A 22,858-nucleotide genomic window follows, 5' to 3' on the forward strand; every position below is an offset into this window, starting at 1 on the left:
GCTACCGCTCTTCGCGCCGGAACGGCTTGAGCAGCGCCGACGGGGCCACCGCATTGCGCGACATCACCGCCATAGCGACGATGGTGAAGATGAACGGCAGCATCAGGAAGGCCTCGTAGGGGATATGGCCAAGCCCGCTCGCCTGCATGCGCAACTGCAGGGCATCGACGAAGGCAAACAGCAGTGCCGCGCCTGCCGATCGCCACGGATCCCAGCGGCCGAAAACGACGAGCGCGATTGCCACCCAGCCACGCCCCGAAACCACGCCGAAGGTGAAGGCGTTGAATTGCGCCATCGACAGGAAGGCACCGGCCAACCCCATCAAGGCACCGCCGAGGATCACCGCCTGGAAGCGTGTTGCAATGACGCTGACGCCGGCAGAATCGGCGGCACGCGGGTTTTCGCCGACCATGCGCACCGACAGGCCCCAAGGCGTGCGGTAGAGCACGAAGGCGGCCAGCGGTATGGCCAGCATCGCCATGTAGACCAGCGAGAACTGGTTGAACACCGCCGGCCCAAGCACCGGAATGCCGGACAGGATCGGGATCGGCAGCGTCTCGAATCCCTTGATGTTCGGCGGTACCGATTGCTGGCCGAAGATCAGCCGGTAGAGGAAATAGGCAAGGCCGGAGCTAAACAGCGTCACGCCGATGCCGCAGACATGCTGGCTGAGGCCGAGCGCAACAGTGAACAGCGCGTGCACGGCGCCCATCAGCGCCCCGGTCAGCACCGCCGCTAGCACGCCAAGCCAGAGGCTGCCGCTGAGGCTCGCCGCGGTGAAGCCGGTCATCGCCGACAAAAGCATGATGCCTTCGATGCCGAGATTGAGCACACCGGCGCGCTCGGAGAACATCTCGCCCAGCGTCGCGAAGGCCAGCGGCGTGGCGATGCGGATGATCGCGGCGAGGAAGCCGACCTGGAAGATCTGTTCCAGCACCACGCTCATTTGGCTGTTCCCACGCGACGGAGGCGATAGGCGGTGAACAGCAGGGCCACCAGCATGGCGAGCAGCGCCGTTCCCTGGATGACATCGCTGAGGAAGGCCGGAACGCCGGTCGCCCGCGACATCGCCTCGGCGCCGGTCATCACCGCGGCAAGGAAGATCGCCGCCGGCACGACGCCGAGCGGATTGAGCCTCGCCAGCATGGCGACGACGATGCCGGAATAGCCATAGCCCGGCGAGATGTCGCTCATCACCTGGAAATGCACGCCGCCGACCTCGCCGACGCCCGCAAGGCCGGCCAATGCGCCAGACAGCAGCGCCGTCGAAATCAGCACCCGCTCGACATTGATGCCGCCATAGCGCGCCGCCTCGGGGTTTTCACCGGTGACCCTGATGCGGAAGCCGAGCGTGGTGCGCGCGACCACGAACCAGATGACCGGTGCGGCGACCAGCGCCGCGACGACGCCGAGATGCAGCCGCGTGCCTTCGAGCAGCACCGGAAAATTGGCCGTATCCTCGATCGGCGGCGAGATCGGGTAGCCGCTGAAACTGTCCTTCCATGGCCCCTCGATCAGCGCCATCAGTGCGTAGAAAATGACCGAGTTGAGCAGCAGCGAGCTGACCACGTCATCGACCCTGAATTTTACCCGCAGCGTGGCGGGGATCAGGGCGACGGCCGCGCCGGCGGCGGCACCCGCCAGCGCCATCAGCAGCATGGCGAGCGGCCCCGGCATCGGGATTGCACCGACGGCACAGCTCGCCACCGCACCAGCCAGCAATTGCCCTTCGGCGCCGATATTCCAGAATTTGGCGCGGAAGGCGACTGCCACGGCAAGTCCCGTGAAGATCATCGGGGTGGCACGCACCAGCGTTTCGGTGACGGCGTAGCTGTCGCCCAGCGACGCCGAAAACATAACGCCATAAGCCTCGACGACGCCGGCGCCAGCCAGTGCAATGAGGCCGCTGCACAGGATCAGCGTCGCGCCGATGGCGAGCAGCGGCAGCGCCAGATTGAACCAGGCGGGCGTTGAGGTGCGGGCCTCGAGACGGAACATCAGGCATGGCCCTCCGCTCCGGTCATCATCAACCCGAGTCTGGCGATGCTGGCGTCGGCGCTGTTCAGCGTGCCGACGATGCGGCCCTCATACATCACCGCGATACGATCCGAGAGCATCAGCAACTCTTCCAGATCCTCGCCGATGACGACGATGCCGCAGCCCTTGGCGCGCATGTCGAGGAATTTTTCGTGGATGAAACGCGCGGCGCCGATGTCGAGGCCGCGAGTCGGCTGCGAAACGATCAGCACCTTCGGATCGAAGGCGAGTTCGCGCGCCAAAAGCGCCTTTTGCAGATTGCCGCCGGAAAGCGCCCCGGCGCGCGTCATCGGCCCGGGGCAACGTATATCGTAGGCTTTGATCTGTGCCTCGGCGAAGGCGCGGATCGCATCCGGCTTGAGCAGGCCGTTGCGGCTGAACGCCGCCGTGCCGATGCGCGGCAGCACCATCGAATCGGCGAGCGGCAGATTGGTGACCAGCCCTGTCGTCATACGGTCTTCCGGGATGCGGCCGAGGCCGAGCGCCTGCACTGTGCTCGGCGAGAACCGCGAAACCGTTTTGCCGGCTATGGTCATCTTCCCGGCATCGGGCGCACGCACGCCGGAGATGACCTCGGCAAGCGCGCGCTGGCCATTGCCGGAGACGCCGGCGATGCCAAGGATCTCGCCGCCACGAACCGACAGCGAAACATCGCGCAGCGCCATGCCGGAATGATGAGATGTCGAGATACCGTCGAGGGTCAGCACGGCCGCACCGGGCATCGACGGTCCTCTGGCCGGAGGCACGATCTCGTGGCCGCACATCAGCCGCGCCATCTCCGAGGACGTGGTGCTGGCCGGCGCATCGACGCGGCCGGCAACGCGCCCATGCCGGAGCACGACGCAGCGATGCGTCAGCGCTCGCACCTCGTTGAGCTTATGCGAGATGAAGATGATGCCGAGCCCTTGTGCCGCCATCGAGCGCAGCGCCGAAAACAGCCCGTCGACCTCGGTTGGTGCCAACACCGCCGTCGGCTCGTCGAGGATCAGCAGCCTTGCGCCGCGAAACAGCGCCTTGACGATTTCGAGCCGCTGTTGCTCGCCGACCGACAGCGCCGAGACGGGGAGGTCCGGGTCGAGCGTCAGCCCGTGCTGGCGGCCGATCTCGGCGAGCCGCGCCAGCCCGCCGGCGCGGTCGATCCGGCCCGATCTGCCGGGTATGCCGATCAAGAGGTTCTCCAGCACCGAAAGCCGCGGTGCGAGATGAAAATGCTGGTGCACCATGCCGATGCCGGCGGCCAGCGCATCGGCCGAACTGTTGATCGCCACCGACCGGCCCTGCACCAGGATCTCGCCGGCATCGGGCGCATAGGCGCCGAACAGCACGTTCATCAGCGTCGTCTTGCCGGCACCGTTTTCGCCGAGCAGCCCGAGGATTTCACCCGGCGCGACGCTGAGATCGACGGCTTCGTTCGCCTTGACGGCGCCAAAGCTCTTGGAGATGCCGCGCATTTCGATGAGAGGGGCAGGCGTTGACAAGGGTGCTCTCGATCGGAATTGGCTTACGATTCAGCTTGGACCTGCGGGTGGCGCTCGTCGCACCCCCCTCTGGCCTGCCGGCCATCTCCCCCTCAAGGGGGGAGATCGGATGTCACTTCTGCTTTCGCAAATCGTCAACGCTGAAGAGGAGGGCGCTGTCGGCGAAGCTGCTAATCTCCCCCCTTGAGGGGGAGATGGCCGGCAGGCCAGAGGGGGGGTGCGACAAGCACCAACCCCAAAAGACAGAGCCCTAATCCGAGACCGGCGTATTCTCATCGACGTCGACGCGGAAATTGCCGTCGAGGATCTCTGCCTTCTTCTTCTCGACCAGTTCCTTGACCTCGGCCGGCAGCGTCTTGTCGAACTTGTGGTAGGGCGCGAGGTAGGAGCCGCCCTTGGCCATGCGCGAGAAATCGCCGTAATCCTGCGCGGTGAAGACGCCGGCCTTGACCAGCTTGATCGCCTGCTCGACGGTCGGATACATGTCCCAGACCGGCCCGGTGATCACCGTGTCGGGGCCGAGGCTCGACTGGTCCGACATGTTGGAGATGGCGAGGATCTTCTTCTCCGCCGCCGCTTCGATGACGCCGAAGCGCTCGGCATAGATGACGTCGACGCCGGCATCGATCTGGGCGACGGCCGCTTCCTTTGCTTTTGGCGGATCGAAGAACGAGCCGATGAAGGCGACCTTCTTCTTGATGTCGGGATTGACCTCCCTGGCGCCGGCAAAGAAGGCGTTGACCAGCCGGTTCACTTCCGGAATGCCCATCGCCGCGACGGCGCCGACCGTGCCTGACTTCGACATTTTTCCGGCGATCATCCCGGACAGATAGGCCGGCTCGTGAATCCAGTTGTCGAAAACGCCGAAATTCGGCTCGGCCGGCCCGGCGCCGGAGCCGAACAGGAAGGCGGTCTTCGGGAACTGCTTGGCGGTCCTACGCGATTCGCGCTCGGCGGCGAAGGCATCGCCCAGCACCAGCTCATAGCCGCCCTGCGCATATTCGCGCATGACGCGGCTGAAATCGGCCGTCTGCACCTTCTCCGACCATTTGTATTCGATGCCGAGTTCCTTCTCGGCCTTCTGCAGGGCAACGTGGATCTGGTTGTCCCACGGCTCCTCGATCGGCGTGGCGAAGATCGCCGCCACTTTCAGCTTCTTGGTCTTGGCAAAGGCGCTGCCCGGCAGCATCGCCGCCGCCAGGCCGAGCGCGCCCAGCTCCAGCACGTTGCGTCGCGAAAGCCCTTCGCGTTTCGATTGGATTCTGCTCTTTTTGTTGTCCATTGCATGCCCCTCTGTTCGACAGCCATGTCGAGCCGGCTGTTCGGAAAATATAAAGACAGGGAACTATGGAACGACGCCGGACCTTTGTCCACATGGTCAAATTTCGGGTAATGTCTCAGTTTGAAATTTGACGCGATTGAACGTGCCGCAATAGCCGAAGGACGTAAGGCTCTATTTCAAGCCTTCGCGCGGTTGAAAGAATGCTTTCCCACGTTTTTTGCGGTTCATGGCCATTTGCGATCAAGCTCGGCGCGTTGTGAAAGGCGTCCGCGAGCATCCGTGCCTTTTCCGGTTTGTCAGTCCCTCGAATTTCGACGAGAACATAATGCAGAATTATGAGGATTGTATCGTTGGTAATGGGTTGAGGATCGCTCAATTCAAACAGCTTTCTTGCAAGGGCCACACTTTCCCGGCCTAGGCGCAACGGTGTCCATCATTTCGCAAGGATCGCCCATTGACCAGAGCGTCTTTCGCATATCGGGCAAACGAGATAGGCGGCGCCAGGGCTCTGCCCCAGGGCGGCCAAAAGATCAAACGCGTTCGAGCGCCACGGCGATGCCCTGGCCGACACCGATGCACATGGTGGCGAGCGCGTATCTGGCGCTACGTTCGCGCAGCTCCAGCGCCGCCGTGCCGGTGATGCGCGCGCCGGACATGCCGAGCGGATGGCCGAGCGCGATGGCGCCACCATTCGGGTTGACGTGCTCCGCATCCTCGGCAATGCCGAGCTGGCGCAGCACGGCGATGCCTTGCGAGGCGAAGGCCTCGTTGAGCTCGACGACGTCGAATTGCTGCGGCGTCAGGCCGAGCCGGGCACACAGCTTTTGCGTGGCCGGCACAGGGCCGATACCCATGATGTGCGGCGCCACGCCGGCGGTGGCACCGCCCAGAACACGGGCGATCGGCGTCAGCCCATATCTTTTCGCGGCTGCTTCCGAGGCGACGATCAGCGCCGCCGCGCCGTCATTGACGCCCGAGGCATTGCCGGCCGTAACCGTGCCGCCTTGTCGGAACGGCGTCGGCAACTTGGCCAACGCTTCGATCGACGTGCCCCCGCGGGGATGCTCATCTCTGTCGACAACGACCGGATCGCCCTTGCGCTGCGCGATCGTCACCGGCGTGATTTCCTTTGCCAGCCGGCCATTGGCTTGTGCGGCTACAGCCTTGTCCTGGCTGCGCACGGCAAATGCGTCCTGGTCGGCGCGGGAGACAGCGAACTCTTCCGCCACGTTCTCGCCGGTCTCCGGCATCGAATCGACGCCGTATTGCTTCTTCATCAGCGGATTGATGAAGCGCCAGCCGATCGTGGTGTCGTAAATCTCGGCATTGCGCGAAAAGGCGGTCTCTGCCTTCGGCAGCACGAACGGAGCGCGGCTCATCGATTCGACGCCGCCTGATATCATCAGCTCCGCCTCGCCGGCCTTGATGGCGCGGGCAGCAATTATCACCGCATCCATGCCCGAACCGCAGAGACGGTTGACGGTCGAGCCCGAAACCTCCTTGGGCAGGCCGGCCAGCAGCAGCGCCATGCGCGCCAAATTACGATTGTCCTCGCCGGCCTGGTTGGCGCAGCCATAGACGACATCGTCGATAGCAGCCCAATCAATGCCTGGATTACGCTCGACCAGCGCCCTCAGAGGTATCGCGCCGAGATCGTCGGCACGGACCGCCGACAGCGAGCCGCCGAAGCGCCCGATCGGCGTGCGGATGTAGTCGCAGATATACGCCTCGGCCATTATGCCGCCTCTCTCTTGCACTGACGATTTCTGCTCCCGGCCCGCCATCTTGGCCGCATTCTCCTTGAGACGAAAGCACATCTCGCTGTCGGCCGTTAGGCCAACGAGAATTTCAGCTGCCGCCCGCCGGGAGCGGCGGATCAGCCGATGCTTTCTCCACCGTCGATCACCAGCGCCTGACCGGTCATGAAGGACGAGCGGTCGGAGACGAGGAACAGGATCGCTTCGGCGATTTCCTCCGCGCTGGCCCAGCGCTGCATGGGAATCTTGGTGCGGACATAGTTCTCGATCGCCGCCCGCCCGCCCATCTGCGCGATGAACGGCTCGTTGAAGGGCGTATCGACCCAGCCGGGGCACAGCGCGTTGATGCGGACATTGTGTTTGGCATAGTCGAGCGACATCTGCCGGGTCATCGCCACCACTGCATGTTTTGACGTTGCGTAGGCGATCATTTCGCGGTCGTAGAACACACCCGAATTCGAGGCGGTATTCAGGATCACCCCGCCGCCTTGCGCGATCATCGACGGCATGACCAGCCTGGCCGCGAGGAACTGCGCCCGCACATTGATCCGCCAGGAGGCATCCATGCCGTCGGCGCCGACTTCGGTCAGCGTGCCGCCGACCTGGATCCCGGCATGATTGTGCAGGATGTCGATCCGCCGATGCCGCCCCAGCGTTCCCGCAATGAGCTGCTCGACCGCCGCATCCTCGCCGACGTCGGTGGCGACGGCCTCGGCCCGACCGCCGGCCGCACGAACGTCGGAAGCGGTTGCTTCCCCCGCCGCCTGGTCCCTGTCGGCGATCACCACGAGCGCGCCTTCCCTGGCCATCATCATGGCGCCGGCACGCCCGATCCCCGACCCGGCACCCGTCACCACGGCGATGCGATCTCTCAGAATCATGTTTTTGTCTTTCAGTGTGATGGTTTTCGTTGCCGCAGTTGCCATTGGGCAAGCACAACGAGCAGAACGGAGGCGACGAGCACGATCGTCGCGATGGCATTGATCTCCGGCGTGACCCCGCGCCGGATCGAGGCGAAGACATAGATCGGCAATGTCGTCTGTGCGCCGGCGACGAAGAAAGCGACGATGAAATCGTCGAAGGAGAATGTGAAGGCGAGCAGGAAGCCGGCGATCACCGCCGGCATGATCTGCGGCAACACGATGCTGCGGAACGTCGTCAGCGGGGTAGCGTAAAGATCGCTCGAGGCCTCGACCAGATTGCGGTCGAGGCTGCCGAGGCGCGTGCCGACAATCATCGCCACCAGCGCCATCGAAAACAGCCCGTGCGCGGCGATGATCGAGCCATAGCCGAGCGCCAGGCGCGGTGGCTGGTCGTTCGGCCACAGCGAAGCGACAAACGGGTTGACCACCCCGAATAGCTGGACCAGCGCGACCAGCGTCGAGATGCCGATGACGACGCCAGGAACGACGATCGCAGCACCCAAAAGCGCATCGAAGACGGCTCGCGTCTGCGCGCCGACACGCGCCAGGCCAAGCGCGGCCGCCGTGCCGCACAGCGCCGCCAGCAAGGCGCTGGTCGTGGCGATGAACAGGCTGTTCTTCAGCGCTTCGACCAGGAACGGGTTTGCCAGGGCCTTGCCGTACCATTGCACCGAGAAGCCAGTGAACTCGCTGGCGTGGTGGCCGGCGTTGAACGAAAACAGCACCACCAGCGCGATCGGCAGGTAGAGAAAGGCAAAGACCGCAACGACGAAGGCACGCATCAGATCAGGTCCACCCGGCGGGCACCCGAAAGCCGGGTCGAAATGCGGTTCGCGGCAAGCAGCACGACCACTGAAACCGCCACAAGTGTGATGGCGATTGCCGATCCGAATGGCCAGTTGCGCGATTGCAGGAACAGATCGACCAGCGCGTTGCCGATGAAGAAGACCTTGCCGCCGCCGAGTAGCGTCGGGATCAGATATTCGCCGAGCAGCAGGACCATGACCAGCGAGAAGCCGGTCATCACACCTGGCAGCGACAGCCGCAGCGTCACGCCGAGGAATGTCGAGATCGGCGTCGCGCCGAGATCGGCGGAGGCCTCCAGCAGCCGGCGGTCGAGCCGCTCGAGGCTGACATAGATCGGCAGGATCATCAGCGGCAGATAACCATAGACGATGCCGAGCAGAACCGCTCCCGGCGTGTTGATCAGCCGCACGTCCTCCATCCCGACATAGGCCAGCAGAGCTGGGATGCCGCGCCCGCCAAGCACATACATCCAGGCATAGGTTCGCATCAGCAGGCTGGTCCAGAACGGGATGACGACAAGCGCCAGCAGGATCAGCCGCCACCGTTCCGGCGCGCGCAAAGCGAGGTAATAGGCGACCGGATAGGCAACGAGAAGACAGGCCAGTGCGCCCGCCGGCGCCAGCACCATGGTGTTCCAGAAGGCGGTCGCCCGCGCCGGAAGATTGGCATACTGCGCCAAGGTGAAAGCGGCCTGATAGCCGCCTTCCGGCGCCCGCTCGCCGACGCTGAAAACGGCGATCGCCACGAACGGCAAAACTAAAAACACCACCAGCCACGCCGTTGCTGGACCGAGCAGCAGGGCGGTCAGGAGATTGTGACGGAGGACGTTGCTGCGCATTGAAAAAACCGCCCGGGTGCCGGCGGACATCTGTCCGCCGGGGAGTTGCCTGCATCGAGCCTGTGGCCTGCCCGGTTCAAGCCGACTTGAAGCGTGCCATCAATTCGGCCCGGCCCGGATCGGTTAGCGTCGCAGCCGCACCGAATTCGAGCGGCTTCAGCAGATCCGCCGCCGGATAGAGGATCGGATTGTCCAGCACCTCCTTGGGCAGCAGCGCATTGACCCGCGCATCGGTGGAAGGCGCACCGTTGGCCAGGTGCTCCTTGACCGCGACTTTCGGGTTCATCAAATAGTTGAGCAAGGCATAGCCGGCAGGCTTGTTCGGCGCATCCTTGGGTATTGCGTAGAAGTCGGTCCAGATCTCGCCGCCTTCCTTGCCAAGCACGTAGGCGATTTCGGGGATGTCGCGGTGGAGCTGCGCCCCGTCATTGGTCCAGCACATCGTCATCCAGGCGTCGCCGGCACGCATCGACGGCTGGTAGTCGCTAGAGACCGCGAACAGATGCGGCTTGACCTTCAGCAGCAATTCCTCCGCCTTGGCGAGTTCGTCCGGCTTCAGCGAGTTGAACGAGAAGCCGAAATATTTCAGCGCGTTGCCGATCGTGGTCAGCTGGTAATCATGAACCATGGTCCGGCCGTCGCCCTCCGCCATGGCCGTGTCCCAGAATTCCTTCCAGCTCGTCATCGGCTTGGTCAGTTTCTTGGTGTTGACGGCAAAGCCGGTGGTGCCCCAATTCTTCGGCACAGCGTAGGTCACGCCGTCGATGGTGCCTTCCCCAGTGAAGCGCGGGTCTTCTTGCGAGCCGTCATAATTGGCAAGCTTGGCCATATCCAGCGCTTCGATGATGCCAAGCTTCTTGTAAGTCGAGATCGTGTAGTTGGTCGGAACGAAAAGGCTCCAGCCCGAGGCGCCGGCCTGCAGCTTGGCCAGCATCTCCTCGTTTGACCCGAACACGTTCACCTCGACGGCAACGCCGGTTTCGGCCTTGAAATTCTCGAACGTCGCCGGGTCGTGATAATTGGGCCAGGTGGCAATCGACATGCGGTCGCCAAGCCCCTCCTGGGCGAAGGCTGGCGACGGCACGATGCCGAGTTCGCGGGCCATTACTGCCGTTGCGATGCCTAGGCCGGTGAGGCCAAGGAACTCGCGGCGGCCGATGGAACCGCGCTTGAGGCGCATCAACTGGTCGACGAATTTTTCAGGGCTTATCGGCAGTCCGTCACGATACGATTTCGACATTTTTGTTTTCCCTCTGGTTGGTCACGTTATTCTCCGGAAACGCCAGCGGCGTTCCGGCTGTAAAGCCGACGGCGACGGGTTCACCCGGCTTGAAGAGATTTCCACCGCCAACCAGATAATCGGCCTTGGCGAGCAGTGTCCCGATGCCTTGGACCTCGATTGCATATTCCGCGGTGGAACCGAGAAAGATCCGGTTGCGGACAAGCCCGTTCAGCCGGCCGCTTCCGGGCGCGCCGAGACTTAGGGATTCAGGACGCAGGCTGACCGAGACGGCTTCGCCCTGGGCTAGCGAAGTGCGCTTGCGCGCGGCGATGACGGTGCCGTCGGCAAGCGCTACCTCGACGAGCTTGCCCGAGAGCCCGACGACCTTGCCGCTCAAGAGATTGGTCTTGCCGACGAAATCGGCGACGAAGAGGTCGGCGGGTTCGTCGTAGATTTCGCTCGGCTGCCCAAGCTGGACGATGCGCCCGCCATTCATGACGCAGACGAAATCGCTCATCGACAGTGCCTCTTCCTGATCGTGGGTGACCAGGACGAAGGTGATGCCGATCTCGCGCTGCAGGTTCTGCAGCTCTATCTGCATTTCGGTGCGCAGCTTCTTGTCGAGCGCCGCCAGGGGCTCGTCGAGCAGCAGCACCGCCGGCTTGTTGACCAGCGCCCGCGCCAGGGCGACACGCTGCTGCTGGCCGCCGGAAAGCTCATGGATCTTGCGGCGTCCATAGCCGGCAAGCCGAACCATGGCGAGCGCCTCGCCTGCCTTCAGGCTGATCTCCCGCGACGACAGGCGCGGCCGCGCCTGGCGTAGGCCATAGGCGACGTTGTCCGCCACATCCAGATGCGGAAACAACGCATATTGCTGGAACACCATGTTGACCGGCCGCCGATAGGGCGGCGTGCCGGCCATGTCGCGGCCACGGATGAATACCACACCTTCGCTTGGCTGTTCGAAACCGCCGATCATGCGCAAACAGGTTGTCTTGCCGCAGCCGGACGGCCCGAGCAACGCGACAAAGGCAGACGGCGGGATGGCAAGATCGATGCCGCTGACCGCGATCACGCTGCCGTAGCGTTTGGTGACCCCGCGAAACTCGATGTCGGGCACTGCGGTCAAAGCTGCGGACTCCGGCGGCTAGTTGGTCTCGAAACGCTATCAGAGCCAATGGCGGCTAGTATATACCTCCCAGGTGGTATATTTCGTCTATTTTCTCGTCTGGAGGGGTATGAATTGGGCGTTTCACGCAGCGATGAATACAGCCGGCTCGCTGCGCTCATCGCAGCGACGCGGGAGACGAGCGGCGAGCTTTTCGGCAAGGCGATGGTCGCCTGGCTCCGCCAGCATGTCAGCTTCGATCATTGCGTGATCTTCGGCTATCGCGGCGCCTCACGCCCGCCGCTGCTGTTCGAGACATTCTCGCCGGCCGAAAGCCATGTCTTCGTCGCGCTCTATCAGGAAGGGCCTTATCTGCTCGATCCGTTCCACCATGCGGCAGTCGAGCGCAAGGAAGGCTTTTGGCGCATGCGCGAATTGGCGCCGGATCGCTTCTATGCCAGCGAATATTACCGCTCCTATTACAGCCAGACCAGGCTTGCGGAGGAGGTCGGTTTTTTCGTGCCGCTGCCGGGAAAGGACGCGCTGGTGGTCTCGCTAATGCGATTGCGCGCTTCGGGGCCGTTCGGAACCGCCGATGCCAGGTTGCTGCGCGACATGGCGCCTGCGGTGATCAGCCTCGTCAGGCTGCGCTGGCCTACCCTTCCGGCTGACGGACCGGTTGGGACGAAGCAAGACGAGGCGATTGCTCCGGCCAGTGAGTTCGAACGTGCTCACATCTGGAAGAGCCTTTCGCTCACGCCGCGCGAACAGCATGTCGTCGATCTGGTGCTTCAGGGCCATTCCACGGAATCGATTGCCAGGGCGATGCGCATCGTGCCGGGAACCGTAAAAGTTCATCGCCGCAACATTTACCGCAAGCTCAAGATAAAGTCGCAGGCGGGTCTGTTCGCGCGTTTTGTCGAGATCATGGACGCACGGATTCGGTAGTCCCAAGTTCAACCGGCAGCGCCGTCCCAGGAACCGGTTTCGGCCATCTGCCTGAGCCGGGGTGCCACTCGAAAGACATCCTTGCCGGTCTGCTGGTGCCAGTGATCCAGCCGCCGGATGATCTTGTCCACGCCTTCGAGGCTCGCCCAGAACATCGGCCCGCCCTTGCCGACCGGGAAGCCGTAGCCGTTGACCCAGACGACGTCGATATCGGAGGCGCGGGCGGCAATCTTGTCCTTGAGGATTTTGGCGCCCTCGTTGATCATCGGATAGAGCGTCCGCTCGATGATCTCCTCGGCGCCGATCGCGCGCGGTGCAATACCGCGCTCGGCAGCCTTGTTGCGGATCAGCGCCTCGACATCGGGATCGGGCAGCGGCGTGCGCGAACCGCCTTCGTAGCGATAGAAGCCGCTGCCGGTCTTCTGGCCGAAATGTCCCTGTTCGCACAACGCATCGGCGATCACGGCCGTCTGGCCACGCGCCTTGCGGTTGCGCCAGCCTATGTCGAGGCCGGCGAGATCGCTCATCTCGAACGGCCCCATCGGCCAGCCGAAATCGGTGAACACCTGGTCGACCTGGCGCGGCATTGCGCCTTCCAGCAGAAGCGTCTCCAGTTCCGCACCGCGCGCCGCCAGCATGCGGTTGCCGACGAAGCCGTGGCAGACGCCGACAACGACCGGCACCTTGCCGATCCGCCGTGCCAGATCGACGATGGTCGCCAGCACGTCGGGCGAAGTCTTGTCGGCGCGGACGATTTCCAAAAGCTTCATGACGTTAGCCGGCGAAAAGAAATGCATGCCGAGGAGATCTTGCGGCCGCGACGTCGAAGCGGCGATTTCGTTGACGTCGAGATAGGAGGTGTTGGTGGCGAGGATCGCGCCCGGTTTGGCCACGGCATCGAGCCTGCCGAAGACATCCTTCTTGACCGCCATCTCCTCGAACACGGCCTCGACGATCAGGTCGCAATCGGCAAGATCGGCATAGTCGGTGGAACCCTTGAACAACCCAAGCCGTTGGCGCTTGGCGTCTTCGCTCAGCGAGCCGCGGATGACGGAAACGGCATAATTCTTGTTGATCGTCGCCAGCCCGCGCTGCAAGGCCTCGTGTGTCGCTTCCAGCAAGGTCACGGGGACGCCGCCGTTGGCGAACGCCATGGCGATGCCGCCGCCCATCGTGCCGGCGCCGATGACGCCGACCCGGGCGATCTTGCGCCTGACGACGTCCTTGCCGGCAATCTTTGCCGCCTCACGTTCAGCGAAGAACAAATGCCGCTGCGCGCGTGATTGGTCCCCGGCGACAAGCTTGACGAACAGGTCGCGCTCCGCCGCCAGCGCTTCGTCGAAGGGCAGCGTCAGGGCGTTGCGGATCGACTGCGCACAGGCGATCGGCGCCTCGAGGCCGCGTGCTTTGCCGGCAAGCACTGCCGCTTCCTTGTCGAACGCCGGCAAGTCGGCCTGGTCGAGGCGATCATTGCGGTCGCGCACCGGCGTGAACGGACCGCCTTTCGCGGCCGTTTCGTTGGCGAAATTCACCGCTTGCGCGGTCAGGTCGCCATCGAAGACGGCATCCACCAGGCAGGCGGCGAGCGCCTCGGCCGCACCGATCGGCGTTCCCGAAACGATCATGCTGAGTGCCTTCAGCGGACCAACCAAGCGCGGCAGGCGAACCGTGCCGCCGCCGCCCGGCAGCAGGCCGAGCTTGACTTCCGGCAGGCCGAGCCTTGCCGTTCGGTCGGCAACACGGAAATGGCAGCCGAGCGCCAGTTCCAGGCCGCCGCCGAGCGCAGTGCCGTGAATGGCCGCGACCGTCGGCTTGGCGATGGTTTCCAGCATGGCGACTAGGGCGCCCAGGTCCGGTTGCCGCGCCGGCTTGCCGAATTCGGTGATGTCGGCGCCGGCGACGAAGGTCCGCCCGGCACATGCTATCACGATTGCTCGGACCGACGGCTCGTCGCGCAGGGAAACGAGCGCCTGCATCAGCGGCTCGCGCACATGGAAGGTCAGCGCGTTGACCGGCGGATTGTCGATGCTCACCACCGCGACGTTGCCGTGCCTTGTAGTGCTGACGAAATCGGACACGCAAACCTCACGCAATGATGTTGGCCAATAGCGCGACGGGATTTACAGCGCTGGCATGCGGATGGGAACCACGTGTTTTGCGGGCCGGATCGATATCCCGTCGCCGCCGGGTGGCCTTGCCTTAGCGCAGCGCCTTCTGCCCACCGGCGGCGGTGATGACGCCGACGATGATCAGCCCTGTCAGCACCAGGCGGACGCCGACGCTGACGCCGAACGTGTTGAGCATGGTCAACAGCAGCACCAGGAACAGCGCCGCGCCCCAGACCCCCGGCACATTGGCCTTGCCGCCCGCCACCGACGTGCCGCCGATGACGACGACCGCGATCGAGGCCAGCAGATACTCATTGCCGATATCGACATTGGCGCCGCGGAAATAGCCGGCGAGCAGTGCGCCGTCGAGGCCGCCGAGCGCGCCCGACAGCGTGTAGGTGAGGAAGCGGGTGCGGCCGACATTGACGCCGGCCAGCCAGGCAGCGCGGATGTTCTGGCCGATCGCCAGCACCGAGCGTCCGTAGATCATGCGCTGCAAAATGATGCCGGCGCCGATGGTGAACAGCACGGTGAGGATCGCCAGCACCGGGATGCCGAAGATCTGCCAGTTGGTGAAATCGGCAAAGCCCGGCGGCGGCTTGATCTGCAGGCCCCGCCCATAGCTGATATCGACCGACTGGATGACGAAGCTGGCCGACAGCGTCGCGATGATCGGCGGAATGCGCAGCGCCCAGATCAGCAGATAGTTGACGGCGCCGATCGTCATGCCGCAGGCAAGCGCGGCCAGCAGCCCGACCGCGATCATCGCATCATTGCCGTCCATGACCTTCATGGCGACGGCGCTGGCAAGGCCGATATTGGCCGGCAGCGACAGGTCGACATTGCCCGGCCCGAGCGTGATGACGAACATCTGCCCGACGCCGACGATCACCGTGAAGACGGCGAGCGACAGCGCCGCCGTGATCATGCCGCCGCCGCCATAGCCGCCGGTGAAGGCGATGGTCGCCAGCCACACCAGCAGCGCCCCGAAGAACGACCAGATCCAGGGTCTGGCGAGCAGTGTCCGCAGCGATGCCATGCTCACCTCTCCCTGCGGCTGATCAGCACCCGCGCCGCCAGCACGATGATCAGGATGGCGCCATTGGCGGCGACCTGCCAGTCGGGCGGAATGTGCATGAACGTCAAGAGGGGCGATGCCGCCAGCGCCAGCGTCAGCGCGCCGATGACGGCGCCGATCGGCGACACCCGGCCGCCGACGAACTCACCGCCGCCGAGGATGACGCCGGCGATCGAAAGCAGCGTGTAGCCATTGCCGATATTGGCATCGGCCGAGGTGGTGATGCCGATCAGCGCCATGCCGGACAAAACGCCGAACAGGCCGGTCAGCGCAAACAGCGCGATCTTGGTGCGCAGCAGCGACCAGCCGGCGCGTTTGAGTGCGGCTGAATTGCCGCCCGATCCACGCAGGATGACGCCGTAGGAGGTGCGCATCAGGCCAAAGTGGACGACGGCTGCGATCAGCAATGCCGCGATGATCGGGAACGGAATGAAGGGTGGCTTGAAGGCCATCAGCGCCAGCAGCCAGTCCGGCGCCTTGCCGCCGGGCTTGGGCAGGATGAGGATGGCCATGCCCTGCCAGACAAAACTCATGCCGAGCGTCACCACGATAGAGGGCAGGTTGCGCAGATGGATCAGCGCGCCGAGCAGCGCGTAGACGCCGATCGACCCGAGCAGGATCACGACGCCGAGCAGCGGCGCGTCCTTCAGCCATGTCGCCGTCACGCAGCCGACGAAGCCGACAAAGGTGCCAATCGACAGATCGAGCTCGTTGCCGGCGATGACGAACATCTGCGCGATCGTCGCCAGAGCGATCGGGATCGCCAGATTGAGCATCAGGCTGAAACCGAAATAGCTGATGGCGCGCGGGTTGAGCCAGGCGATGGCGATGAGCACCAGCGCCAGCGACAGTGCCGGCAGCAGGCTGCGCAGCATGCGCGCCCGCCTCGTGGCGCGAGCCGAAGATTTTAGCCCATTCTCGACGGATACCGCTGTCATCTCAGGCCGCATCGCCGAACGACGACTGGATGATCTTTTCCTCCGTCAGTTCGTCGCGACGAAGGTTGGCGACGATCCGGCCGTTCTTGAACACATAGATGTGGTCGCAATTGTCGAGCTCTTCGGTTTCGGTGGTGTACCAGAGGAAAGTGCGGCCATGGCGAGCCTCCTCGCGCACCAGGTCGTAGACTTCGAGCTTGGTGCCGATGTCGACGCCGCGCATCGGATCGTCCATCAGCACGATCTTGGCGTCGGAGCCGAGCGCCCGCGCGAACAGCGCCTTCTGCTGGTTGCCGCCGGACAGCGAGAAGATGTTGTTGTTCATGTCGGGCGTACGGATGCCGATTTTCCGCTGCCACAACTCGGCGAGCTCGGCTTCGCGCTGCGGCGAGATCAAGAGGCCGTTGCGCAATCGCGTCAGCGAACGGATGCCGATGTTCTCGGCGATCGACCATTGCGGAAAAATTCCGTCCGACTGGCGGTCGCCGGCAACCAGCGCCACCGGCGCGGTGACCTCGATGCCGGTCTTGGCACGGGAAGCCGCAGCAAAGATAGCCAGCAAAAGATCGGTCTGCCCATGCCCGGCAAGTCCGGCAAGGCCGATGATCTCACCGGCACGGGCGACGAGCTCGTTGCCGTCCTGCTGTCGCGCCGGGCGCGCCCGGACCCGCAGCGGGCCGGGCTCCGGCTTGCCGCTCGCAATCTCTGCGGCGGTCTTCTCGCGCGCCTCCGCTCCGCCCATCGCCGTCACCAGCCTGTCGCGGTCGAAGGCGTCGGCCTGCCCGGCGGCGACCACCTTGCCGTCGCGCATCACCACGATGCGGTCGGCATTTCCGAGCACTTCGCCCAACACATGCGAGATCAGGATGCAGCTCTTGCCGGCGGCGATGAAGCGGCGCACGAACGCCAGCAGCTGGCCGGCGGTATGCGCGTCGAGCGAGGATGTCGGCTCGTCGAGGATAACCAGCTCGAGCGGCTCCTGCGTGACCGTGAAGGCGCGCGCCACCTCCACCATCTGCCGGCTGGTGATGGAAAGATCACCGACGATGTCGAATGCCGAGATGCTGTGGCCGGGGAAGATCTCGTCGAGCTTGGCGGCGATCAGATCGGCCGCCTTGCGCCGCCAGCCGAAGCCATGCAGCGACGCGTGGTTGATCCGCGTGTTCTCGGCGACGCTGAGGTTCGGGCAGAGCGACAGCTCCTGGAACACACAGCGTATGCCGAGCTGCTGCGCGCGCGGCACCGAATAACTTGCCTCGACACCGCCGCGGACCGCGATCTGCCCGCTGTCGGGGGCAAGCGTGCCCGCCACCATATGCATGAGCGTCGATTTTCCGGCGCCGTTATGGCCGACGAGACCGACGCATTCTCCGGCACGAACGCTGAAATCGACACCGGCGAGCGCCCTGACGGCGCCGAAATGTTTTTCGGCTCCGTCCAGTCTTATGATGTCCAAACTGACGGCGCCGAAAAGCTTTTCGGCGCCGTCCGGCATGATGATGTCTGCATTGGCCTCGGGCATCCCTCAACGATACCCGGTTATCCGTGGCGGCAACAATAGTGCCATGCTCACTTGATGTTGGCCTTGATCGCCGCGACGGCGTCTTCCTGCGTGTATTCGTGGCTGGCGACGCCGCCCTTCGGAATCTTCGGCAGCGCGGCCTCGAAATCGTCCTGGGTGAAGGCAAGGTAGGGCACCAGCAGGTCGTGCGGCACGTCGGTGCGGCCGTCGAGCACCTGCTGCGCCACCCAGAAGGCAAGCGTCGATACGCCCGGTGCGATCGATGCCGACCAGGTCTGGTAACCGTCCTTTTCCTTCTGCTCCTTCCACCACTGCAACTCGTCCTGGCGATTGCCCATGATGATGGTCGGGCGTGGCTTGCCGGCGGCGGCGAAAGCCTGCGCCGCGCCGTAGCCGTCACCGCCCTGGTCGACGACCCCGACAACATCCGGCAGCGAAGGCAGGATCGTCACTACGGCTTTCTGTGCCGTGGTCTGGTCCCAGTCGCCCGTCACCGAGCCGACGATCTTGAACTCGGGATGGGCAGCGACGCCTTCGAGGATGCCGGCATGGATGGCATCGTCGATTGAGGTGCCGGCGAGGCCGCGGATTTCCAGCAGGTTGCCGCCCTTGGGCTGGAACTTGGCCATCTGCTCGACTTCCTGCTTGCCCATGTCCTTGAAGTCGACGACGACGCGGTAGGCGCAGGGTTCGGTGACGATGCCGTCGAAGGAGACGACGACGATGCCGGCGTCGCAGGCCTGCTTGATGGCGCCGTTGAGCGCATCCGGAGACGCCGCGTTGATGACGATCGCGTCATAGCCCTGCAGGATCAGGTTCTGCACTTGGGCTGCTTGCGTCGGCACTTCCTTGTCGGCCGTCGTGAAGACGTCCGCGGCGCCGACCACCTTGTCGGCAACCGCCTTCTTGGTAACGATGGCGTAGCTGTCCAGCATCGCCTGCCGCCAGGAATTGCCGGCGTAATTGTTGGAGAAAGCGATTTTCTTGCCGCTGGTGTCGGCAAGCGCGGTACCTGCGGCGAGCATCGCCGCAAGAGCCCCCAAAACGAATATTTTCCTCATGTCATACTCCTCCCGTGAGTTGCTGTCTTACTGGTGGTTAATGGCTGACTGGTGGGTATTGGCTGATACGCTCACAATCTTGTTTTTTATCTATTATCAGACAAATGCAGATAGGCGGCAAGCTGTCAACAGCAATCCATGGCCGGCGATCAACTTGCGGTGCAATCATTGAAACCGGTTCGACTCCTGGTCTAGGGATGGCACTGGAGACCGATTGAATGGCAACGAACCTTGCCCCGGGTGCACCCGGCATTCCGGCGCGCTGGACGTCGAGCGCCAAGAGCGGCGTCGGCACCGCGCTCTCGCCGGCCTGCCCGATCTGGTTCACCATCAGCCATGGTATCCTCAACGAGATCTACTACCCGCGCCTCGATAGCGCCTGCACCCGCGATCTGGGGCTGATCGTCACCCGACCCGACGGCTATTTCTCGGAAGAAAAACGCGACGCCGAACACAGTATCGAACCCCTGGCGGACGGGGTGCCTGCCTACCGGCTGGTCAACACCGCAAGCGATGGAACCTACAGGATCGAAAAGCGCATCCTGACGGATCCGGAACGTCCCGTCTTGCTGCAGGAGATTATGTTCACGCCGCTCAAACGCGCGGCCGCCGACTACCGCGTCTACGCGCTGCTGGCACCGCACCTCGTCAACGCCGGCATGGGCAACACCGCCTGGATCGACGACCATGAAGGACGGCCCGTCCTGTTTGCATCGGGACGCGGCACCTGCCTGGCGCTCGCCTCGTCGCTGCCGTGGAAGGTGTGCTCGGCCGGCTATGTCGGCGTCTCCGACGGCTGGCAGCAGCTTCGTCAAGGCGGCCGGCTCGATCCGGCCTGCCGCAAGGCCGAGGACGGCAACGTCGCGCTGACCGGCGAGATCGCCTTTTCGGCTGCGAACCCAAAAATATTGCTGGCGCTCGGCTTCGGCACGACGCCGCAACAGGCGGCGGAAACCGCTTTCGCCAGCCTGAGGCAAGGTTTTGAGCCCGCGGTCAGTTCCTATGTTCAAAAATGGCACCAATGGCAAGCCGGTTTGCTGCCGCTGGACCGGCATGCGGCGTCCGGCCTCAATCCCTACCGCCTCAGCACAGCGGTGCTGGCGACACACCGGTCGTCCGCCGGAGCAGCCGTTGCCAGCCTGTCGATCCCGTGGGGCTTCAACAAGGGCGACGACGACCTCGGCGGCTATCACCTGGTCTGGCCGCGCGATCTGGTCGAAACCGCCGGCGGCTTCCTCGCCGCCGGCGACCCGGCGGAAGCCTTGCGCATCCTTGGCTATCTGCGCGCGATCCAGCAGCCGGACGGGCATTGGCCGCAGAACGCCTGGCTCGACGGATCGGCCTATTGGCCGGGCATCCAGATGGACGAATGCGCCTTCCCGCTGCTGCTTGCCGACGCACTGCGCCGCGCCGGCCATTTGCCGCCTGCCGCACTCTCCTCCTTCATGCCGATGATCGAGCGCGCTGCCGCCTATGTCGTGCGCAACGGCCCGGTCACCGGCGAGGACCGCTGGGAAGAAGACGCCGGCTACAGCCCGTTCACGCTTGCGGTCGAGATCGCGGCTCTGCTTGCGGCTGCGGACATCTTCGATGCCGCCGGCAAAACAGAGCCGGCAAACTATCTGCGCGAAACCGCCGATGTCTGGAACGATCAGATCGAACGCTGGACCTACGTCGCCGGCACCGCCGCATGCGAGCAAGCCAGCGTCGAAGGCTACTATGTCCGCATCGCCCCGCCCGACACCGCCGGCGCGGCATCGCCGAAAGACGGCTACGTCCCGATCAAGAACCGCCCGCCGGCCGATACGGACCGGCCGGCCAAGGCGATCGTCAGCCCGGATGCGCTGGCGCTGGTCCGCTTCGGCTTGCGGGCAGCCGACGATCCGCGCATCCTCGACACGGTCAAGGTCATCGACGCGCAATTGCGCTGCGAACTGCCGCAGGGCCCGCTCTGGTACCGCTACAATGGCGATGGCTATGGCGAGCATGCCGACGGCGCGCCCTTCGATGGAACCGGCCGGGGCCGGCCCTGGCCGCTGCTGGTCGGCGAGCGCGCTCATTACGAGCTGGCGGCAGGCCGCAGGGATAGTGCGGCAAGCCTGCTCAGGACGTTCGAGAACTCTGCCGGACCGGGCGGCCTGCTGCCGGAGCAGGTCTGGGACGGTCCCGACATGCCGGAGCGCGAATTGCGGCATGGCGGGCCCTCCGGCAGCGCCAAGCCGCTGGTCTGGGCGCATTCCGAGCACATCAAGCTGCTGCGGTCGCTGCGCGACGGCACGGTGTTCGACATGCCGCCGCAAGGCGTCAAGCGCTATATCGAGGGCAGGACGGTGTCGCGCTTCAGGGCATGGCGCTTCAACCACAAGATCCGTACCATCCCGGCAGGCAAGGCGCTGCGCATCGAACTTCTGGCCCGGGCGGTGGTTCATTGGAGCAGCGACAATTGGGCAACCGTCCATGACACCGAGACCACCGCGAATGCTTTCAGCATCCATCTTGCGGAATTGCAGGTTGCCGAGATTGCTCCGGGCAATAGCCCGGGCAATAGCATTGTCTTCACTTTCTTCTGGCCCGAAAGCGGCCATTGGGAGAATGCTGACTTTTCTGTCGGCATCGGCGATACCGGATAGAGCATGATCCCGCAAAGTGGAGACCGGTTTTCGGAAAAGATCATGCTTCAATCACAGCGCCACTAGATCATCGATCCCTCAAGTAAGGCAGGACGAGACCATGCAGATAGGAATGATGGGACTGGGCCGGATGGGCGCCAACATGGTTCGGCGCCTGCTGCGTGATGGCCACGAATGCGTCGTCTACGATATCAACCCGGCGAGCGTCGCCGCGCTTGTGAGCGCCGGCGCGATCGGAGCCGCCTCGATGGAGGAGTTCGTCGGCAAGCTGGCGAAGCCGCGCAGCGCCTGGCTGATGCTGCCGGCGGCGATCACCGGCAAGATCGTCGACCAGGTGGCTGCCCTGATGGAGCCGGGCGACATCATCATAGACGGCGGCAATTCCTATTATCACGAGGCCGTCGACCACGCCGCGCGCCTCGCCTTGAAAGGCTTGAGCTATGTCGATGTCGGCACCAGCGGCGGCGTCTGGGGCCTCGAGCGCGGCTACTGCCTGATGATCGGCGGCCCCGACAGCGCGGTCCAGCATCTCGATCCGGTCTTCGCAACGCTGGCGCCGGGCGCCGACGCCGCTTCGCCCGCCCCTGCCAGGGATGCCGGAACCGCTCGCTTCGGCTATCTCCACTGCGGACCAAGCGGCGCCGGCCATTTCGTCAAGATGGTCCATAACGGCATCGAATATGGCGTCATGGCCGCCTATGCCGAAGGCATGAACATCCTGAAGTCGGCGAATGCCGGCAAACGGCAGCGCACCGCCGACGCCGAAACCAGCCCGCTGGAAAACCCGCAATATTACCAGTTCGACATCGACATCGCTGAAGTGGCCGAGGTCTGGCGGCACGGCAGCGTCATCGGCTCGTGGCTGCTCGACCTGACGGCCGGCGTACTGAAGGCCGATTCGTCGTTGACGCAGTTCGGCGGGCGGGTCTCGGATTCCGGCGAAGGCCGCTGGACGCTGAAGGCGGCGATCGACACCGGCGTGCCGGCGCCGGTGCTGTCCTCGGCGCTGTTCGACAGGTTCTCCTCGCAAGGCGAATCCGAATTCGCCGACAAGCTTCTGTCCGCCATGCGCTATGCCTTTGGCGGCCATGTCGAAAAACCCAAGGCCGGCTCGTGACGGG

The 22,858-nt window shown here is 64.3% G+C and carries 18 protein-coding genes; 3 read left to right on the forward strand and 15 right to left on the reverse strand.

Annotated features, from left to right (window positions below; translation table 11 throughout):
* Position 1: 1 nt before the first annotated feature.
* The 10 genes from NKI47_RS26295 to NKI47_RS26340 all read right to left on the reverse strand — a co-directional run bounded on the left by NKI47_RS26295 (position 2) and on the right by NKI47_RS26340 (position 11,473).
* Positions 2 to 946 carry an ABC transporter permease gene (locus NKI47_RS26295; RefSeq protein ID WP_352574549.1) on the reverse strand — a complete coding sequence of 315 codons (945 nt, stop codon included), beginning with the start codon at positions 944 to 946 and terminating at the stop codon, positions 2 to 4.
* Positions 943 to 1,998: an ABC transporter permease gene (locus NKI47_RS26300; RefSeq protein ID WP_352594118.1), complete on the reverse strand. Its 1,056-nt coding sequence runs from the start codon at positions 1,996 to 1,998 to the stop codon at positions 943 to 945. Before NKI47_RS26300 ends, NKI47_RS26295 begins: the two co-directional genes overlap by 4 nt.
* Positions 1,998 to 3,488: an ABC transporter ATP-binding protein gene (locus NKI47_RS26305; protein WP_502897353.1), complete on the reverse strand. Its 1,491-nt coding sequence runs from the start codon at positions 3,486 to 3,488 to the stop codon at positions 1,998 to 2,000. The genes NKI47_RS26300 and NKI47_RS26305 overlap by 1 nt, the downstream gene beginning before the upstream one ends.
* A 277-nt stretch (positions 3,489 to 3,765) precedes the next feature.
* Complete coding sequence (locus NKI47_RS26310) at positions 3,766 to 4,797, reverse strand: BMP family protein (protein ID WP_023678180.1); 1,032 nt, start codon at positions 4,795 to 4,797, stop codon at positions 3,766 to 3,768.
* Between the two features lie 530 nt (positions 4,798 to 5,327).
* A complete protein-coding gene (gene pcaF, locus NKI47_RS26315; RefSeq protein ID WP_352594119.1) occupies positions 5,328 to 6,533 on the reverse strand; it encodes a 3-oxoadipyl-CoA thiolase in 1,206 nt (401 codons plus the stop codon).
* A 140-nt stretch (positions 6,534 to 6,673) separates the two neighbouring features.
* Entirely contained in the window at positions 6,674 to 7,435 is a 762-nt protein-coding gene (locus NKI47_RS26320; protein WP_352574542.1) for an SDR family NAD(P)-dependent oxidoreductase, read from the reverse strand.
* Positions 7,436 to 7,446: 11 nt separating this feature from the next.
* A complete protein-coding gene (locus tag NKI47_RS26325) occupies positions 7,447 to 8,259 on the reverse strand; it encodes an ABC transporter permease (protein ID WP_352594120.1) in 813 nt (270 codons plus the stop codon).
* On the reverse strand, positions 8,259 to 9,122 hold the full coding sequence (locus tag NKI47_RS26330; protein WP_352594121.1) for an ABC transporter permease: 864 nt from the start codon (positions 9,120 to 9,122) through the stop codon (positions 8,259 to 8,261). Before NKI47_RS26330 ends, NKI47_RS26325 begins: the two co-directional genes overlap by 1 nt.
* Before the next feature lie 76 nt (positions 9,123 to 9,198).
* On the reverse strand, positions 9,199 to 10,362 hold the full coding sequence (locus tag NKI47_RS26335) for an ABC transporter substrate-binding protein (RefSeq protein WP_352594122.1): 1,164 nt from the start codon (positions 10,360 to 10,362) through the stop codon (positions 9,199 to 9,201).
* Positions 10,343 to 11,473 carry an ABC transporter ATP-binding protein gene (locus NKI47_RS26340; RefSeq protein ID WP_352594123.1) on the reverse strand — a complete coding sequence of 377 codons (1,131 nt, stop codon included), beginning with the start codon at positions 11,471 to 11,473 and terminating at the stop codon, positions 10,343 to 10,345. Before NKI47_RS26340 ends, NKI47_RS26335 begins: the two co-directional genes overlap by 20 nt.
* A 114-nt stretch (positions 11,474 to 11,587) precedes the next feature.
* On the opposite strand from NKI47_RS26340, the gene NKI47_RS26345 reads away from it, so the two are divergent.
* Positions 11,588 to 12,400, forward strand: a complete 813-nt coding sequence (locus tag NKI47_RS26345; protein WP_352594124.1) for a helix-turn-helix domain-containing protein — start codon at positions 11,588 to 11,590, stop codon at positions 12,398 to 12,400.
* A gap of 8 nt (positions 12,401 to 12,408) precedes the next feature.
* Here the strand turns inward: NKI47_RS26345 and NKI47_RS26350 are convergent, their stop codons facing one another.
* The 5 genes from NKI47_RS26350 to NKI47_RS26370 all read right to left on the reverse strand — a co-directional run bounded on the left by NKI47_RS26350 (position 12,409) and on the right by NKI47_RS26370 (position 19,107).
* Positions 12,409 to 14,478: a 3-hydroxyacyl-CoA dehydrogenase NAD-binding domain-containing protein gene (locus NKI47_RS26350; RefSeq protein ID WP_352594125.1), complete on the reverse strand. Its 2,070-nt coding sequence runs from the start codon at positions 14,476 to 14,478 to the stop codon at positions 12,409 to 12,411.
* 121 nt (positions 14,479 to 14,599) lie between these two features.
* The gene (locus tag NKI47_RS26355; RefSeq protein ID WP_352569465.1) at positions 14,600 to 15,547 is read right to left on the reverse strand and encodes an ABC transporter permease; all 948 of its coding nucleotides are present in this window, start codon (positions 15,545 to 15,547) and stop codon (positions 14,600 to 14,602) included.
* Positions 15,548 to 15,549: 2 nt separating this feature from the next.
* Positions 15,550 to 16,524, reverse strand: a complete 975-nt coding sequence (locus NKI47_RS26360; RefSeq protein ID WP_023678190.1) for an ABC transporter permease — start codon at positions 16,522 to 16,524, stop codon at positions 15,550 to 15,552.
* 1 nt (position 16,525) lies between these two features.
* Entirely contained in the window at positions 16,526 to 18,019 is a 1,494-nt protein-coding gene (locus NKI47_RS26365; RefSeq protein ID WP_352594148.1) for a sugar ABC transporter ATP-binding protein, read from the reverse strand.
* A 74-nt stretch (positions 18,020 to 18,093) separates the two neighbouring features.
* Entirely contained in the window at positions 18,094 to 19,107 is a 1,014-nt protein-coding gene (locus tag NKI47_RS26370; RefSeq protein ID WP_352594126.1) for an ABC transporter substrate-binding protein, read from the reverse strand.
* Positions 19,108 to 19,325: 218 nt separating this feature from the next.
* On the opposite strand from NKI47_RS26370, the gene NKI47_RS26375 reads away from it, so the two are divergent.
* Positions 19,326 to 21,737: a glucan 1,4-alpha-glucosidase gene (locus NKI47_RS26375; protein WP_352594127.1), complete on the forward strand. Its 2,412-nt coding sequence runs from the start codon at positions 19,326 to 19,328 to the stop codon at positions 21,735 to 21,737.
* A 100-nt stretch (positions 21,738 to 21,837) separates the two neighbouring features.
* Entirely contained in the window at positions 21,838 to 22,854 is a 1,017-nt protein-coding gene (gnd, locus tag NKI47_RS26380; RefSeq protein WP_352594128.1) for a phosphogluconate dehydrogenase (NAD(+)-dependent, decarboxylating), read from the forward strand.
* Positions 22,855 to 22,858: the final 4 nt, after the last annotated feature.

It is taken from the genome of Mesorhizobium sp. M0633 (assembly GCF_040320645.1).
Classification (GTDB): Bacteria; Pseudomonadota; Alphaproteobacteria; order Rhizobiales; family Rhizobiaceae; genus Mesorhizobium.

Coding starts and splice junctions, on each gene's coding strand:
- NKI47_RS26295 (WP_352574549.1), bottom strand. CDS start 946: ATGAGCGTGGTGCTGGAACAGATCTTCCAGGTCGGCTTCCTCGCCGCG.
- NKI47_RS26300 (WP_352594118.1), bottom strand. CDS start 1,998: ATGTTCCGTCTCGAGGCCCGCACCTCAACGCCCGCCTGGTTCAATCTG.
- NKI47_RS26305 (WP_502897353.1), bottom strand. CDS start 3,488: ATGCGCGGCATCTCCAAGAGCTTTGGCGCCGTCAAGGCGAACGAAGCC.
- NKI47_RS26310 (WP_023678180.1), bottom strand. CDS start 4,797: ATGGACAACAAAAAGAGCAGAATCCAATCGAAACGCGAAGGGCTTTCG.
- pcaF (WP_352594119.1), bottom strand. CDS start 6,533: ATGGCCGAGGCGTATATCTGCGACTACATCCGCACGCCGATCGGGCGC.
- NKI47_RS26320 (WP_352574542.1), bottom strand. CDS start 7,435: ATGATTCTGAGAGATCGCATCGCCGTGGTGACGGGTGCCGGGTCGGGG.
- NKI47_RS26325 (WP_352594120.1), bottom strand. CDS start 8,259: ATGCGTGCCTTCGTCGTTGCGGTCTTTGCCTTTCTCTACCTGCCGATC.
- NKI47_RS26330 (WP_352594121.1), bottom strand. CDS start 9,122: ATGCGCAGCAACGTCCTCCGTCACAATCTCCTGACCGCCCTGCTGCTC.
- NKI47_RS26335 (WP_352594122.1), bottom strand. CDS start 10,362: ATGTCGAAATCGTATCGTGACGGACTGCCGATAAGCCCTGAAAAATTC.
- NKI47_RS26355 (WP_352569465.1), bottom strand. CDS start 15,547: ATGGCATCGCTGCGGACACTGCTCGCCAGACCCTGGATCTGGTCGTTC.
- NKI47_RS26360 (WP_023678190.1), bottom strand. CDS start 16,524: ATGACAGCGGTATCCGTCGAGAATGGGCTAAAATCTTCGGCTCGCGCC.
- NKI47_RS26365 (WP_352594148.1), bottom strand. CDS start 18,019: ATGCCGGACGGCGCCGAAAAGCTTTTCGGCGCCGTCAGTTTGGACATC.
- NKI47_RS26370 (WP_352594126.1), bottom strand. CDS start 19,107: ATGAGGAAAATATTCGTTTTGGGGGCTCTTGCGGCGATGCTCGCCGCA.
- NKI47_RS26375 (WP_352594127.1), top strand. CDS start 19,326: ATGGCAACGAACCTTGCCCCGGGTGCACCCGGCATTCCGGCGCGCTGG.
- gnd (WP_352594128.1), top strand. CDS start 21,838: ATGCAGATAGGAATGATGGGACTGGGCCGGATGGGCGCCAACATGGTT.